Here is a 16,388-nt window from a genome sequence, read left to right as displayed (position 1 = left end):
AGAGTCATGCTTAAAATCCCCAAACCCTTCCTACTGCTGCTCTGCCTCCTGCTTTCCCTTAACGGAATGGCGCAGGTGCAAGCGGCTGTGCGTATGGTTTGGATGGACGTAGGGCACAGCGCCCAGGTAGAGCAACAGGCTCACCACCACGCGTACGCTGAAGAACACCACGCCATGAGTTGCTGTGATGAGGACGACTCCTCCAGCAGCCCAAAGGCTTCGCCCTGCGCTTCTAGCCACCTGTGTTGCACGGTGGTGGCTGTGCTGCCCAACATGACACCGGCCATTGCTGTTGGCATGGGGGCTGCGCCGCCGATGTATTCCAACCTCCAGCCCCTACCCTTGGCGGCGCTCTCCTTCTGGCGACCGCCCCGCGCTTAATTTCTGTCGATCCTAAACGCCGCTAGAGCCTGAGCTTTGGCGGGAAGCCGTGCGCCCGACGCACGCGGTGACAGGAATGTACTCCATGAGCTTTTTTTATACGGCAACAGGCCGTGCACTGCCTTGGCTGGCGCGCCTTGGCTTGTGCTTACCCTTAGTAGCACAAGCCTTAACCCTCGACCAAGCTCTGCAATTGGCCGAACAACAAGCGCCTTCTCTAGCAGCACAAGCGGCGAATCAAACTGCCGCGCGCCAAGCGGCGATTCCAGCGGGAGAACTGCCCGACCCCAAACTCAGCTTTGGCATTCAAAACCTGCCCATTGAGGAGCGCGACCGCTGGAGCACCACCCGCGACTCCATGACCATGAAGATGGTCGGCTTTGAGCAAGAAATGCCCAACGCCGACAAGCGCCGCGCCCGCGTAGAAACAGCGCAAGCCGCGATTGAAGTGGCCGATGCCCGCCAGCAAGTCGAGCGCCTGCGGGTACAACGCGAAACCGCTTTGGCTTGGATTAGCCTCTTAGCCATCGAGCAAAAGCTGGCGCTGTTTCCCAAGCTGTACGAGGAAAACCGCCTCCTGAGCCAAGCCATCAAAGCGCGAATTGTCGGTGGACGCGGCGCCATTGCTGACAGTGTGCAGCCCAAGCAGGAGGCAGCGTTGTTGGGCGATCAGGAAGACGAACTGCACCAACAACAACGCGCCCGCCGCGCGGCCTTGCGTCAGTGGATTGGGGCGGCGGCGGATCAGCGCGTCAGTGGTAACTGGCCTAGCTGGCCAAAGGATGCCCAGCACTATCAGCACAACCTGCTCAACCACCCGGAACTGCAAGCCTTTGAGCCGCAAACCCGTCAGGCCCAAGCCGAGGTTCGGGAAGCCGTCGCCGATAAAAAGCCGGATTGGGGTTGGGGCGTGGACTACCAAAAGCGCGGCGATGACTACAGCGATATGGTCAGCGTTAAGGTCAGCATGAGCCTGCCGCTGTTTGGGGAAACGCGCCAAAACCCACGCATTGCCGCCCGCCAAGCCAAGGTGGCCGAGCTGGAGGCTGAGCGTGAGGCCCAAACCCGTCAGCACGCCCACGAGCTGGAGGAGGATTTGGCCGAGTTGCAACGCCTTGAGCGCACCCACAGCCGCCTTGCCGATACCCTGCTGCCGCTGGCGGAGGAGCGGGTGCAACTGGCCCTTGCCGATTACCGAGGCGGACGCGGTGAGCTGACAGCCGTGGTTGAAGCCCGTCGCGCCCTGATCGAAACCCGTTTGCGCCAGATTGATCTGTTGGAGCAGCAGGCCAGCGCCCGCGCTCGTCTGCACTTTGCTTATGGAGCGGCCCCATGAATTCCCGCCTAACTTGGACACTGATCGCTTGCGGCCCGCTGTTAGGCGCGGCGGTTACTCTGGCCGTCCTCAAACCCGAACTGCTGGGTTTACATCCGGCTATGTCCCCATCGCTGGAACACAGCAGCCACGCGGCTGAACGCAAGGTGCTGTACTGGTACGACCCCATGTACCCGCAACAGCGCTTCAACCAACCCGGCCCCTCGCCCTTTATGGATATGGAGTTAGTGCCGCGCTATGCCGACGAAGGCGAGAGCGCTGGGCAAAGCAGCGGCTTAAAGATTGATCCGCAGATCAGCCAAAACCTAGGCATGCGTTTGGCCTCGGTGCAACGCGCTAGCCTGAATCGGGTCTTAGACGTTTCCGGCGTGCTGACCTTTGATGAGCGCGCCGTGACTATCGTTCAGAGTCGCAGCAACGGCTTTGTCGAACGAGTCACGCCGCGTGCGCCGCAGGATTTGGTTCGTCAGGGCGATTCTCTGGCCGAGGTTTTGGTGCCGGATTGGGCCGCCGCTCAGGAGGAATTTTTAGCCCTCCGCAACACCGGCAACCGTGAGTTATTGAGCGCCGCGCGCCAGCGGATGCGTCTGACCGGCATGCCGGAAGCCTTGATCCGCAGCGTGGAAAAAACCGGCCGCGTGCAGGCGGTGTGGAGCATTCCCAGCCCCAGCAGCGGCGTGCTGCAAAGCCTTGAGGTGCGCCAAGGCATGACCCTGAGCATGGGCGCACCCCTTGCCCGCATCAATGGTTTGGACAATGTCTGGTTGGAGGCCGCCGTCCCCGAAGCTGAAAGCGCGGGCTGGCAACCGGGACAGGCGGTGGAAATTCGTCTACCGGCTCTGCCCGGCGAAGTGCTGAACGCCCGCGTTTCTGCCTTATTGCCAGAGGCACGCTTGGACAGCCGTAGTGTGCGGGTACGCATCATCCTGCCCAATCCCCAACTGCGCCTGCGTCCGGGGATGACCGCTCAGGTGCGTCTGCACCAAGCACCGGCCACACCCAGCTTGGTGGTTCCTTCTGAGGCCTTAATCCGCACCGGCCAACGCACGCTGGTGATGCGCGCCGAATCCGAGGGCCGTTATCAGCCAGTCGAAGTCCGTATTGGCCAAGACAACGGCGAAACCGCCGAAGTCCTGCAAGGACTGGAGGAAGGCCAGCAGGTAGTGGTGTCCGGTCAATTCCTGCTGGATTCGGAAGCCAGTTTGCGTGGGGTCGCTATTCAACCTCTAGCCGAACCCAAAGCCCAAAGCGGCCCGGTGCTGCATGAGTCCGAAGGCACCGTGGTGGAAATCGACGATCAGCGGGTCAAGTTATCCCACGGCCCCTTTAAAACCCTCGGTATGCCGGGCATGACCATGCGCTTTCCGCTGGCTAAACCTGAAGTCGGCCAAGGCCTAAAAGCCGGGGATCGGGTGCATATCTGGGTGCGGGAAACCGAGGACGCCTATGTGATAGAGCGTCTGCACAAATTAGGAGGCCAACCATGATTGCGGCCTTGATTCGCTGGTCGATTGGCAACCGCTTTTTGGTGCTGCTGGCGACCTTGTTTTTGCTGGCGGCGGGGATTGGGTCGGTGCGGCAGATGCCCATTGATGCCCTGCCCGATCTCTCCGATACCCAAGTCATCATCCGTACCTCTTACCCCGGTCAAGCGCCGCAGATTGTGGAAAATCAGGTGACCTATCCCCTGACCACTACCCTGCTCTCGGTGCCCGGCGCTAAGACCGTGCGCGGCTATTCCTTCTTCGGCGACAGCTTTGTGTATGTGCTGTTTGAGGAGGGCACTGACCTGTATTGGGCGCGCTCGCGGGTGTTGGAATATTTGAATCAGGTGCAAAGCCGCTTACCGGCTTCGGCGCGTCCCGCCTTAGGGCCGGATGCCACCGGCGTGGGTTGGATTTACCAATACGCGCTGGTGGATCGCAGCGGCCAGCACGACTTGGCCCAACTGCGCTCGCTACAGGATTGGTTTCTGCGTTTTGAGCTGAAAACCCTGCCCAACGTCGCCGAAGTGGCGAGCATTGGCGGCATGGTGCGTCAGTATCAGGTGGTGCTCGATCCGATCAAATTGGCCAGCCGTGGCCTAACCCAACAGCAGGTCAGCGAAGCCATTCAGCGCGCCAATCAGGAAAGCGGCGGCAGCCTGCTGACCCTAGCCGAGGGCGAATACATGGTGCGCGCCACCGGCTATTTACAAACCTTGGCCGATTTTCGTGCCGTCCCCCTGAGGCTGGACAGCAACGGCGCGCCGGTGGTGTTGGGCGATGTGGCGCAGATTCAGCGCGGCCCGGAAATGCGCCGTGGGCTGGCCGAGCTGGATGGCGAAGGCGAAGTGGCTGGTGGCGTAGTCATCCTGCGCAGCGGTAAAAACGCCCGTGAAACCCTCGCTGCAATACACAGCAAGCTGGAGGAACTGCGCCAAAACCTCCCCGCCGGTGTGGAGATCGTCACCACCTACGACCGTGGCCCGCTGATCGACCGCGCCATCGACAACCTCAGCCATAAGTTGCTGGAGGAGTTTGTGGTGGTGGCGCTGGTGTGCGGGCTATTCCTCTGGCACCTGCGCTCGTCTTTGGTGGCGATTTTGTCCCTGCCGTTGGGGATTTTGGTGGCCTTTTTGTGCATGCAACAACAAGGCGTGAACGCCAACATTATGTCCTTGGGCGGCATTGCCATTGCCATTGGTGCGATGTTGGATGCGGCAGTGGTGATGATCGAAAACGCCCACAAGCATCTGGAGCATTGGCAAAAAGAACATCCCAATCAAGAGCTGAAGGGCGCGGAGCATTGGCAGTTAATCAGCGAAGCCGCCGTCGAGGTGGGGCCGGCGCTGTTTTTCTGCCTGCTGATCATCACCCTGTCCTTTATTCCGGTGTTTACCTTGGAAGCCCAAGAGGGTCGGCTGTTTGGGCCGCTGGCCTTTACCAAAACCTACGCCATGGCGGCGGCGGCGGGTTTGTCCGTCACGCTGGTGCCGGTGCTGATGGGCTATTGGATTCGCGGACGTATTCCGGAGGAACAGAGCAACCCCCTCAACCGCGTGCTGATTCGCCTGTATCAGCCAGTCTTGCGCCGCGTGTTGGCTTTCCCAAAAACCACCCTGCTGTTGGCACTGCTGCTGACCCTAACCAGTATTTGGCCACTGTCCAAACTCGGCGGTGAATTTTTGCCGGCCTTGGATGAGGGCGATTTGCTGTATATGCCCAGCGCCCTGCCCGGTTTGTCGGCGCAAAAAGCGGCGGAGCTGCTGCAACAAACCAACCGCCTGATTAAAACGGTTCCCGAAGTGGCGCGAGTATTCGGCAAAGCCGGACGTGCCGAAAGTGCCACCGACCCCGCGCCTTTGGAGATGTTCGAAACCACCATTCAATTCAAACCCCGCGACCAATGGCGGCCGGGAATGACACCGGAGCAACTGGTGCAAGAACTGGATCACGCGGTGCAAGTGCCGGGCTTGGCTAACCTATGGATTCCACCGATCCGCAACCGCATTGATATGCTGGCTACCGGCATCAAAAGTCCCATTGGCATCAAGGTAGCGGGAACCCATCTGGCACAAATTGATGCCGTGACCCAAGCCGTGGAGCGTGTGGCCAAAACTGTTCCCGGTGTGCGTTCTGCCTTGGCGGAGCGTCTCAGTGGCGGGCGTTATGTGGATGTGGACATTAAGCGCGCTGAGGCGGCGCGTTACGGCTTGAACATCGCCGATGTGCAAGCCATCGTCACCGGCGCCATTGGTGGCGAAAATATCGGCGAAACCGTGGAGGGCTTGGCGCGTTATCCCATCAGCCTGCGCTATCCCCGCGAGTGGCGCGATTCTCTGACCCGCCTGCAACAACTGCCGATTTATACCCCTGCCGGCAGCCAAATCACCTTGGGGACGGTGGCTGATATCCGTGTCACGGATGGCCCGCCGATGCTGAAAAGCGAAAACGCCCGTCTGTCCGGTTGGGTGTATATCGACGTAGGCGGACGCGATTTAGTGGCGGTGGTGAAGGATTTGCGCCAAGCCATCACCGTGCAGGTCACTCTCGAAGCGGGAATGAGCCTGAGCTATTCCGGCCAATTTGAATATCTGGAGCGCGCTACCCAACGCCTAACCTTGGTGGTTCCCGCCACCCTGCTGATTATCTTTGTGCTGCTGTACCTGTGCTTTAAACAGGTGGACGAGGCGTTGCTGATTCTCTGCACACTGCCCTTTGCCTTAACCGGCGGAATTTGGTTGCTCTACCTGTTGGACTATCACTTATCCGTAGCGGTGGGGATTGGTTTTATTGCGCTGGCGGGCGTCGCAGCCGAGTTTGGGGTGATTATGCTGCTCTACCTCAAGCACGCCTGGGAAGAACAGCAGGCCGCCGGACATTCCGACAGCATCGCACTGCACCGCGCCATCGAAATCGGCGCGGTACAGCGGGTGCGTCCCAAAGCCATGACCGTGGCAGTGATTCTGGCCGGACTTTTGCCCATTTTCTGGGGCCAAGGGACGGGCAGCGAAATCATGACCCGCATCGCCGCCCCGATGCTGGGCGGGATGCTGAGTGCACCGCTGCTGTCACTGCTGGTGGTGCCCGCCGCTTACTGGTTGATGCGAAAACCTTAGCCCACAAAAAAGCCCCAGCTTTATGACTGGGGCTTGTGTCAGCACTTAAGTCGGCGGAATTTAGCCGTTACTGCAACCGATGCCGTTGGAAACCGCTTTATACACCAACTCATGCTGTTGACCCTGAGCGTCTTTGTACAGCATCTCTTTCTCTACCACGCCACAGAGGGCTTCTGGTTGCAGGCTTTTGATCGAAATCACCTCTTTTACGTCGAGGGCTTGACCGTAACTGTAATGCTCGACTTCAGCGACAGGCTCAGAAACCGACTCAGCAGCCCAGCTCATTAAGGGCAAACAGGCAACCAACACAACCGCAGCAACTTTAACCTTGTTCATCATGACCTCCAGTTTCAGACCTTAACGATGGCGTCGTTCTAGGCGTCTCGGTGATCTGAAGGGTTTTCTCGTTTCGTTGGAGTTCATGCTAGGCCGGTCGGGGCGCGGGAATAAGAGGCTTTTACTACCGGGACTTTCCCAACTTAGTTCATAATCTTTTAGGAGTATGCTTAAAGGATATAAGCCGGTTTTTACAGAGATATTTTGCTGCTATTGGGCGGATATGTGCTCTGTTTGCAGTAATGGGCTCTTTTACAACGCCACCACCATAAAGCCACTCTACCTCTACCCAAAACAGCGCAACCGCCGTCACCAGCGGTCTAGTTCATCCCGTTTACTGTCTTCAACCTCGCCCTCAAAACCAAGGCAAAGCAGACTTAGGCTTATTCAGGTATTTATCCCGCAATACATCCTGAAGTTGGGCGTAGGTTAAGCTTAATTCAGGATGACCGCTGGAATAAGGCGCAATTTCGCCCACATCGTATTTGAGTAAAATGCGATCTCGCAGCAAGGCAATATTAGGGGTAGCTCGGAATGGCCACTGCTGCATAAACCCGATCAAATCCTCTGCATGGTTTTTGCGCACCCACTCTTTATGCTGCACTTCGACCAAACGCCAGAAAGCGCCCTCTTTACCCGGCTTGAGCATATCTTGAAGGCTCAGGGCACGGTTTTCCTCCAACTGGTAGTTGATAAAAGCCCGTCCCGGAATACCATGCGCGCCGCCTTGAAACAGGTAGCTGGATAGCTCAATCACCAACACTTGGCCGTGCCAATCGCGGATTTGCGCCTGTAGCCAAGTGCTCCAACCCGGTTGTGCCTTAGCCAGAAAATCCTCTTGGTAGCTGAGTAATGAGGCGGGGAGCGGATCGTCCAAGTTATACAGGGTCATGGCCCGTAAATGCGCGTCGATTAAGCGATTCAGTACCGGACGATCAGGGAAAAACAGCGTATCCAGATTCACCATTGGGCAATGCTCACCCTGACAGCCCTTGGCACGCACCTCAGTTAAATCATGGCGAAAGGCTACAGGTGGCTTATCCGGCGGAGATAAACTTTGACAGGCCGTCAGACCTAACCCAAGCAACAGGGGCAACAAAAACGCTCGACTCGAAAAAAAGCGGGGCATGGAATAAACCTTAACGCGTGTGATCTCTTAGGCTGTGCCATGATGCATACCAAGACAATGGTAGGCTGCGTAGGAAACAGCTTAACCCATTAGGATTAAGCAAAGCCGTTCCTCCCTCACACTTTGTCAGTCTCCACTATGACTCAAACTCGCCCTAGTAAGGATTTTGGTGTATGAGCGAATCAACTTTTAACCCGGTTGCTGGTGATGTGGAAATCCTTGACCGTGAGCTGTGCTTTCAAGGTTTTTACCGTATGGAACGCCTGACGCTACGCCATCGCCTATTTAATGGCCAGATGAGCGCTGCTATGAAGCGCGAGCTTTTTGTGCGTCACGATGCCGTCTGCGTGTTGCCCTACGATCCGGTTAAGGACGTAGTGGTACTCAACGAGCAATTTCGCGTCGGGGTGGTGGATAAGTCCGACAACCCTTGGATGATTGAAATGGTGGCCGGTCTGATCGACAAAGACGAGCAACCGGAAGAGGTCGCCCACCGCGAAGCCGCCGAAGAAGCCGGACTTCAGCTTAAAGCCCTATGGCCCATTACCCAGTATTTTCCTTCTCCTGGCGGCAGCAGCGAGCGGGTACACCTGTTTGTCGGCCACTGTGACAGCGAAGGAGCCGGTGGAGTCTACGGGCTAGAGGATGAAGACGAAGATATCCGCGTGCATGTCTGGACACTGGATCAAGCCTTAGATGCGGTGTGGACAGGTCGGATTAACAACGCGGCCAGCATCATTGCCTTGCAATGGCTGTCCACTCATCGTGATGAGGTGCGGAGGGTCTGGACATGAGTCCTCACCGCGAGCGCTATCGCGTGGATTTACCCGGCCTGCAAGCCACCTGCGAGGCCAACTACTGGCGCTTAATGCGTTTGATGCCAGAGATGCGCACTCAATCCGAAGCGCGCCGCTTGAATTTAACCTTAGGCACAGAAGCCACAGCAACCTTGATTATTCGAGTAGTGGAGCATAGCCCCTATACTTCACTGCTGCACATGATCCAAGAGTCCGGATTATCTTGGTTGCCTACGCCCCACTTAGAGGTGCGGGCGTATCACGATGCCCGTATGGCCGAGGTCACTGCCGCCCAGAATCTACGCCGTTTTCGTAGCCTGTACCCCTATCCCAACCCACAGATGCACCAACCGGATGAAAAATTTCAACTTAACTTATTTTTGGGCGAGTGGTTGAGTCACTGCTTTAGCTGTGGCTATGAGCCTGTTCCTGTGATCTAGCGCTCAAGCCTTACAAAAGCCTTACGGAGTCGATTTACCTAAGAATCCGGTGCAGATCATAATTTCACCACAACCATTCCCTAGGAGTACGCTCCGTGCCTCCCGGTATCGCTACGCCCACTCCAGTGCCCACGTTGGAACTGGTACAAGTCTCGGACACCCATCTACTGGCTGAAGCACAGGGTGCCCTATTGGGCTTAGAAACCCGCGATAGCCTGCACTACGTTGTCGAGCTGATCCGCCAAACGCGCCCTCATTTGGATTTGGTGCTGGCCACAGGCGACCTGTCCCAAGATGGCTCCGTAGCTTCTTATGAGCATTTACGCCGTCAGCTTGGCCCTCTAGCCGCTCCGATGCGCTGGTGTCCCGGCAACCACGATGAGCGCGAAGCTATGCAACAGGTGGCCGCTGATACGCAACTCTTGGCCCCAGTAACGGATTTAGGTAACTGGCGCATTATTGTGTTGGACTCCCAAGCGCCGGGGGAAGTCTCCGGCTATTTAGCACCCACCCAATTGCAACTTCTAGAGCAAGCCTTGGCTGAAGCCCCCGACCGTTATGCCCTAATCTGTATGCATCACCATCCGGTGGCCGTGGGCAGTCGTTGGATGGATGATATTGGCCTGCGCAATGCTGAAGCCCTGTTTGAAGTCTTAGATCGCCACCCACAGGTACGGGCTCTGGTTTGGGGCCATGTACATCAGGAGTTCGACCAAAAGCGTAAGGGGGCGCGCTTATTAGCCTCACCCTCAACCTGTGTGCAATTTGAACCGGGGCAAGAGAATTTTCAGCTAGCCATGAAAGCCCCCGGATACCGTTGGTTGCAGCTACATGCTGATGGTCAATTGGACACTGGCGTACTACGGGTTACGGGGATTGAATTCTCAATCGACCAAAATCCCGAGGGCTACTAACTAAGTCCTTAATTTGAGGCCGACTTGCCGGATATACCTTGTGGCCTGTAGTCTCGCGATTTTCCTCAAGACAGCTACACGCCCGATGTCTCGTTCAGAAGCTGCCATTCTCTATATTCATGGCTTTAATAGCTCACCCTATTCGTTTAAGGCTCGCTTGCTGGCCAATGCCTTAACGCTCATGGGTTGCACGGAGCGTTGGCGTGCCCCCACACTCCACCATCATCCACGACAGGCCATCAGCCAATTGGAAACCTGCATCGCTGAATTGGGTCGCCCGCTGTTGGTGGGCAGCTCCTTAGGCGGTTACTACGCTACCCATTTGGCCGAGCGTTACGGCCTTGAGGCCTTGCTGATCAACCCAGCGGTCAACCCACATCACTGGGATTTAACCTCTTACCTAGGGCCACAGGTGAACCACCACACCGGCGCTAAGTGGGACTTCACCAAAGACCATATCCGTGCCTTGGCCGAGCTAGAAATCACCAAACTACAGGATGTAAGCCGTTACCATATTTGGCTGCAAACCGGCGATGAGGTTTTAAACTACCGCCAAGCAGAAGCCTTCTACCGTGCCTGTAGGCTGATGATTGAAGAGGGAGGTGATCACCAATTCCAAGGCTTTGCTCAACGCCTACCGGCGGTGCTGGCCTTAGCAGGATTTTCTGACCACCTGTGGCGCGATGCCGATTTCTCCGACTTGTAAGGATGAACACCGAGCCTATGTCCTATACCGCAGAAGCCATTGAAGTCCTCTCCGGGCTAGACCCTGTACGCAAGCGGCCCGGTATGTACACCGATACCAGCCGCCCTAACCATTTGGCGCAGGAAGTCATCGACAACAGCGTGGACGAGGCGCTGGCCGGTCACGCTAAATCGGTGCAGGTGGTGTTGCATCCGGATAACTCACTGGAAGTGATCGACGACGGGCGCGGCATGCCGGTGGACATTCACCCGGAAGAAGGCGTCTGTGGGGTGGAGTTGATCCTGACCAAGCTGCACGCGGGCGGTAAGTTCTCCAACAAGAACTACCAGTTCTCCGGTGGTCTGCACGGCGTAGGGATTTCGGTGGTGAATGCCCTGTCTACGCAGGTGGAAATTCAGGTGCGGCGTGAAGGCAAGGTCTACCGCATGACCTTCGCCGATGGCCACAAAGCCAGCGAGCTGGAGGTGATCGGCAGTGTGGCCAAGCGCGTCACCGGCACCACGGTACGTTTTTGGCCCGATCCAAAGTATTTCGACTCACCACGTTTCTCCGTCACCCGCCTAAAGCACGTACTCAAAGCCAAGGCCGTACTTTGCCCCGGTTTGCTGGTTAGTTTCAGCGATCTAAGCACCGGCGAGGTCATCGAGTGGCACTACGAAGATGGCCTGCGTTCTTACCTGATGGATGCGGTGACTGATCGCCTACGTTTGCCAGAGCAGCCCTTTGTAGGGGCTATGGCGGGTAACCATGAGGCGGTGGATTGGGCCTTGCTCTGGCTGCCCGAAGGCGGCGAATCCTTACAGGAAAGCTACGTCAACCTGATCCCCACCGCCCAAGGCGGCACCCATGTGAACGGTTTGCGCCAAGGCTTGCTGGACGCTCTGCGCGAGTTCTGCGAATTCCGTAACCTGCTGCCGCGCGGGGTTAAGCTGGCCCCAGAGGATGTCTGGGAGCGCATCGCCTTTGTGCTGTCGATGAAGATGCAGGAGCCACAGTTCTCTGGGCAAACCAAGGAGCGCCTGTCGTCACGCGAAGCAGCGGCCTTTGTCTCCGGGGTGGTTAAAGACAGCTTTAGCCTGTGGCTGAATGCCAACCACGAACAGGGTTTACAGCTGGCCGAATTAGCCATCAGTAACGCCGGTCGCCGCCTGAAAGCCGGACGCAAAGTCGAGCGTAAAAAAGTCACCCAAGGCCCGGCCCTACCCGGCAAACTGGCCGACTGTGCGGGCCAAGACCCTATGCGCTCTGAGCTGTTTTTGGTGGAGGGTGACTCAGCCGGGGGCAGTGCTAAGCAGGCGCGCAGCAAGGAATTTCAGGCCATCATGCCTTTGCGCGGCAAAATCCTGAATACTTGGGAAGTGGACGGCAGCGAGGTATTGGCCAGCCAAGAAGTCCACGACATTGCGGTGGCCATCGGCCTTGATCCCGGCTCTGAGGATTTATCTCAACTGCGTTACGGCAAGGTATGCATTTTGGCCGATGCCGATTCGGACGGTCTGCACATTGCCACCTTGCTGTGTGCGCTCTTTGTCCGCCACTTCCGCCCTCTGGTGGAAGCGGGCCATGTGTATGTAGCCATGCCACCACTGTACCGCATTGATCTGGCCAAAGAGGTGTATTACGCCCTCGATGAAGCGGAGCGTGATGGCATCCTAGAGCGCTTGCTGGCCGAGAAAAAACGCGGCAAACCTCAGGTCACACGCTTTAAAGGCTTGGGCGAAATGAACCCGCTGCAACTGCGGGAAACCACCATGGATCCCAACACTCGGCGCTTAGTGCAGCTGAGTTTGGATGACTTAGCGCATACCCATGAAGTGATGGACATGCTGCTGGCTAAAAAACGCGCCTCCGACCGCAAACACTGGCTGGAGCGCAAGGGCAATTTGGCCGAGGTCTTAGCCTGATGTTGTGGCAAGGCTTAGGACTGCTGTTGCTGCTGGCCTCTGTCCGTGTTTCCGCTGAGCCTATTCCTGAATTGGTGTTTCTCAGTGAGCACCCGGTGGAGCAGATGCCCGCCGGCAACTTATCCGGCTTAGCGCGTTGTGATGGGCACTTGTTGACCCTTTCAGACCGTGAAGATGGCAACCTACATCGGCTCGACACGCAAAACCCCATTTGGCGGGCGCAGGTCGAACCCTTCCAAACACCCGAGATTCCCGAGAATCATCAACTGCCGTGGGGAATGCGCGCTCAATCCATGTTAAGTGGCCCAGTACGGGGTGGGCAGATGGACTTTGAAGGCATTGCCTGCGATGCACTGGGCAACCGTTATCTGGTCAGTGAAGCCTACGCCAGCGTGCTCAAAATCACACCAGATGGGCAGAGTCACTGGCTGGAGTTACCCGAAGCCCTCATGCCTCAAGCCCGCTCTCGGGGTCTACTGCGCAAGCACAACGCACTCTACGAAGGCATCGCTGTCGATCCCCAAGGCCAGCGTATCTGGTTAGCCGCCGAGCGAGAGCAACGCGGGCTGCTGCATATCGAGCTCAAACAGGAGCACTGGGAATGCCCTGAAGGCCATTGTGTCCTGCTATTCGAGGCCCAAGCCATGCCCTCTGGCACGGCTGAAGCTTCTCCTGCGCCTGATTTTAGCGACCTGCAACTGTACCAAAACAAGCTGTTCACTCTGGAACGCCAAGCGCGGCAACTGTGTCGCCGTAATCTGGAAGAAGGAACTGTGGAGCGCTGCTGGTCGTTTGCCACTACAGCCCAAAAAGAAAACTACCGCTATCCTACGCCCTATGGCATCGCCGAAGCCCTATGGCTGGAGGAAGATACAGTGCTGATCGGTCTGGATAATAACGACCACCTGCGCGCAGACGGTGAGGCTCGCCCCATCGTTTGGCGTTTTGCAGCCCCCGCAGAAGGATGGATGGGAACACCGTGAGCGCACCCGCAGGCCGCAAAGCAGGTCTTTGGATGCTGAGCTTGGCTTGGCTAGCGGGGTTAATCCTAGCCAGTCGTTTCTTTGCCGACTGGGAACAAAAAGCCTATAACCCCAATACGCAACCCATCTCCCGTCATCAAGGTTCTTGGATTGAAGTGGTGCTGCGGGCCAATGCACAGGGGCATTTTTTCAGCGCAGGACGTATCAACAATCAACCCGTCGTCTTTTTGCTTGATACGGGTGCTACCGATGTCGCCATTCCCCTCAGCCTGAGTAAAACCTTGGGCTTAGAACCCAGGGAAGCACAGTCCATCCGCACCGCCAACGGCCTAGTGACAGGACGACGCACCCACATTGATCGCCTCAGCTTAGGCGATATTGTGCTACGGGATGTGCGCGCTATCTTGATTCCAGACTTTAAAGACCAAAATATCTTGCTCGGCATGAGTGCCTTGAAACAACTCGAATTTACCCAGCGCGACGGTACCTTGGTGCTGCGCCAACCTATCAGTGAACAGCATGACTGAATCCTACGACCTGAATCTGGAAGGGGTGGAGCGCCGCGCGCTGGCCGACTTTACCGAGCAGGCTTATCTCAACTACTCCATGTACGTGATCATGGATCGCGCCTTGCCCCATATTGGCGACGGTTTGAAGCCGGTACAGCGGCGCATCGTTTATGCCATGAGCGAGTTGGGCTTGGATGCCGCCTCCAAACACAAAAAATCAGCGCGTACCGTGGGTGATGTGTTGGGCAAATACCATCCCCACGGCGACTCCGCTTGCTACGAAGCCATGGTGCTGATGGCTCAGCCTTTCTCCTACCGCTACCCGCTGGTGGATGGTCAAGGCAACTGGGGCGCGCCGGATGATCCCAAATCCTTCGCCGCCATGCGTTACACCGAGGCGCGTCTGTCCCGTTACGCCGAATTGCTGCTCGGTGAGCTGGGTCAAGGCACGGTAGATTGGGTGCCTAACTTTGACGGCACGCTGGAAGAGCCCTCAACCTTACCGGCACGCCTGCCGAATTTGCTGCTCAACGGCACCACGGGCATTGCTGTGGGTATGGCCACCGATGTGCCGCCGCACAACCTGCGTGAAGTTGCCACTGCTTGCATTCGCTTGCTGGACGAGCCCCAGACCACACTGGCCCAGCTCTGCGAACATCTGCCCGGCCCGGATTTCCCCACCGAGGCGGAGATCATCACCCCCAAAGCCGAACTGCTGAAAATCTACGAAACGGGGCGCGGCTCGGTGCGGATGCGCGCGGTATATCGGTTAGAGGACGGTGATATCGTCATCACCGCTTTACCCCATCAGGTTTCCGGCGCTAAGGTGCTGGAGCAAATCGCCGCCCAGATGCAGGCCAAAAAGCTGCCCATGGTGGCCGATCTGCGCGATGAGTCCGACTACGAAAACCCGACCCGCATCGTCATAGTACCGCGCTCCAATCGGGTGGACGTGGAAGGACTGATGCAACATCTGTTTGCCACTACGGAGCTGGAATCCAGCTACCGCGTGAACCTTAACGTCATCGGTTTAGACGGCAAACCACAGGTAAAAGACCTGCGAACCCTGCTGGGCGAATGGCTTTTGTATCGCTTGGGCACCGTGCGCCGCCGTTTGCAATTCCGCTTGGATAAGGTGGAAAAACGTCTGCACCTGCTGGACGGTTTGCTGATTGCCTTCCTTAATCTGGACGAAGTGATCGAAATCATTCGCACTGAAGACCAGCCCAAAGCCAAACTGATGCAACATTTTGGCCTAAGTGAACTGCAAGCCGACTACATCCTCGATACCCGCTTACGCCAATTAGCCCGCTTGGAAGAGCTAAAAATCCGCGCCGAACAAGACGAGCTGGCCAAAGAGCGCGAACAGCTGCGCGCCTTGTTGGGCGACGACAGCAAGTTACGGGCTTTGGTGCGTAGTGAACTCTTGGCAGATGCCGAAACCTTCGGCGATAAACGCCGCTCGCCGCTAGTAGCCCGCAGCGAAGCCCGAGCTTTGACAGAGCACGAACTGCTGCCTTCGGAGCCGGTCACCGTGGTGCTGTCCGAGCAAGGTTGGGTACGTTGTGCCAAAGGCCATGAGGTAGACGGCCCTAACCTGTCCTATAAAGCCGGAGACAGCTTTAAGAGTATGGGACAGGGCCGCTCCAACCAATATGCGGTGTTTTTAGATAACACGGGACGCAGTTATTCCTTGGCCGCCCATACGCTGCCCTCGGCCCGTGGTCAGGGTGAGCCTTTGACGGGCAAATTGGCTCCACCGCCGGGAGCCCGCTTTGAGTGGGTGCTGCTGCCGGAAGAAGATGGGTTGTACCTCTTAGCTTCAGACGCAGGGTATGGCTTCTTGGCCAAGGGGGAGGATTTACAGGCTAAAAACAAATCTGGCAAAGCCTTGCTGACCCTACCGGAAGGCAGCCGAGTGCTACAACCCCAGATAGTCACCGAAGTAGAAAGTGCTCAATTGGCGGCTGTCACCAACGAAGGGCGATTGCTGGTATTCCCGCTCAAAGACTTACCGCAACTGGCCAAGGGCAAAGGCAATAAGATCATCAGTATTGCCACAGAACAGTTACAAAAGCGGGAAGAATATCTACTAGGGCTGGCTGTGTTACCTCCAAGGGCTCACTTGATATTGCTATCGGGGCAACGCCGTCTTAGCCTACCGATGGAAGAATTACTGCATTACCAAGGAGAGCGTGGACGCAGAGGGAACAAACTCCCTCGCGGCTTTCAGCGTATCGAACAAATTACCGTAGAATACGCCCCAAGCTGATCCCCAATAAGCGGGATAAGATACCCCAGCTGCTCGGTACTCTTATCTCGCTGGTTCTTAGTATCGGTGCAAGATCTTGGA

General features: G+C 57.1%; 14 protein-coding genes. 12 read left to right on the top strand and 2 right to left on the bottom strand.

Annotated elements, in window-relative coordinates; genetic code table 11:
* Positions 1–6: 6 nt before the first annotated feature.
* The 4 genes from LX59_RS08145 (at position 7) to LX59_RS08130 (ending at position 6,317) form a co-directional block, all read left to right on the top strand.
* The gene (locus LX59_RS08145) at positions 7–381 is read left to right on the top strand and encodes a hypothetical protein (protein WP_144571355.1); all 375 of its coding nucleotides are present in this window, start codon (positions 7–9) and stop codon (positions 379–381) included.
* Positions 382–466: 85 nt separating this feature from the next.
* Positions 467–1,717 carry a TolC family protein gene (locus LX59_RS08140; RefSeq protein WP_144571354.1) on the top strand — a complete coding sequence of 417 codons (1,251 nt, stop codon included), beginning with the start codon at positions 467–469 and terminating at the stop codon, positions 1,715–1,717.
* The gene (locus LX59_RS08135) at positions 1,714–3,204 is read left to right on the top strand and encodes an efflux RND transporter periplasmic adaptor subunit (protein ID WP_144571353.1); all 1,491 of its coding nucleotides are present in this window, start codon (positions 1,714–1,716) and stop codon (positions 3,202–3,204) included. Before LX59_RS08140 ends, LX59_RS08135 begins: the two co-directional genes overlap by 4 nt.
* Entirely contained in the window at positions 3,201–6,317 is a 3,117-nt protein-coding gene (locus LX59_RS08130; protein ID WP_144571352.1) for an efflux RND transporter permease subunit, read from the top strand. Before LX59_RS08135 ends, LX59_RS08130 begins: the two co-directional genes overlap by 4 nt.
* Before the next feature lie 60 nt (positions 6,318–6,377).
* Here the strand turns inward: LX59_RS08130 and LX59_RS08125 are convergent, their stop codons facing one another.
* Both LX59_RS08125 and LX59_RS08120 read right to left on the bottom strand, forming a co-directional pair.
* Positions 6,378–6,653, bottom strand: a complete 276-nt coding sequence (locus LX59_RS08125; protein WP_170234352.1) for a DUF2790 domain-containing protein — start codon at positions 6,651–6,653, stop codon at positions 6,378–6,380.
* A 355-nt stretch (positions 6,654–7,008) separates the two neighbouring features.
* On the bottom strand, positions 7,009–7,782 hold the full coding sequence (locus LX59_RS08120; RefSeq protein ID WP_144571350.1) for an RsiV family protein: 774 nt from the start codon (positions 7,780–7,782) through the stop codon (positions 7,009–7,011).
* Positions 7,783–7,955: 173 nt separating this feature from the next.
* Between LX59_RS08120 and LX59_RS08115 the strand changes: the two genes are divergently transcribed.
* The 8 genes from LX59_RS08115 (at position 7,956) to parC (ending at position 16,307) form a co-directional block, all read left to right on the top strand.
* The gene (locus tag LX59_RS08115) at positions 7,956–8,576 is read left to right on the top strand and encodes an NUDIX domain-containing protein (protein WP_144571349.1); all 621 of its coding nucleotides are present in this window, start codon (positions 7,956–7,958) and stop codon (positions 8,574–8,576) included.
* Positions 8,573–9,019 carry a DUF1249 domain-containing protein gene (locus LX59_RS08110; RefSeq protein ID WP_144571348.1) on the top strand — a complete coding sequence of 149 codons (447 nt, stop codon included), beginning with the start codon at positions 8,573–8,575 and terminating at the stop codon, positions 9,017–9,019. The genes LX59_RS08115 and LX59_RS08110 overlap by 4 nt, the downstream gene beginning before the upstream one ends.
* A 95-nt stretch (positions 9,020–9,114) precedes the next feature.
* Positions 9,115–9,933, top strand: coding sequence for a 3',5'-cyclic-AMP phosphodiesterase (cpdA, locus tag LX59_RS08105; protein ID WP_246118711.1), 819 nt, complete (start codon positions 9,115–9,117; stop codon positions 9,931–9,933).
* Between the two features lie 85 nt (positions 9,934–10,018).
* A complete protein-coding gene (locus LX59_RS08100) occupies positions 10,019–10,639 on the top strand; it encodes a YqiA/YcfP family alpha/beta fold hydrolase (protein ID WP_144571347.1) in 621 nt (206 codons plus the stop codon).
* Between the two features lie 17 nt (positions 10,640–10,656).
* Complete coding sequence (parE, locus tag LX59_RS08095) at positions 10,657–12,543, top strand: DNA topoisomerase IV subunit B (RefSeq protein ID WP_144571346.1); 1,887 nt, start codon at positions 10,657–10,659, stop codon at positions 12,541–12,543.
* Positions 12,543–13,526, top strand: a complete 984-nt coding sequence (locus LX59_RS08090; RefSeq protein ID WP_144571345.1) for an esterase-like activity of phytase family protein — start codon at positions 12,543–12,545, stop codon at positions 13,524–13,526. Before parE ends, LX59_RS08090 begins: the two co-directional genes overlap by 1 nt.
* A complete protein-coding gene (locus LX59_RS08085; RefSeq protein ID WP_144571344.1) occupies positions 13,523–14,053 on the top strand; it encodes a retropepsin-like aspartic protease family protein in 531 nt (176 codons plus the stop codon). The genes LX59_RS08090 and LX59_RS08085 overlap by 4 nt, the downstream gene beginning before the upstream one ends.
* Positions 14,046–16,307, top strand: coding sequence for a DNA topoisomerase IV subunit A (gene parC / locus LX59_RS08080; protein ID WP_144571343.1), 2,262 nt, complete (start codon positions 14,046–14,048; stop codon positions 16,305–16,307). Before LX59_RS08085 ends, parC begins: the two co-directional genes overlap by 8 nt.
* Positions 16,308–16,388 lie beyond the last annotated feature (81 nt).

Source organism: Azomonas agilis, assembly GCF_007830255.1.
Lineage (GTDB): Bacteria > Pseudomonadota > Gammaproteobacteria > Pseudomonadales > Pseudomonadaceae > Azomonas > Azomonas agilis.
The sequence above is the reverse complement of the archived record's forward strand: the minus strand, read 5'-3'. Positions and strand labels throughout refer to the sequence as shown.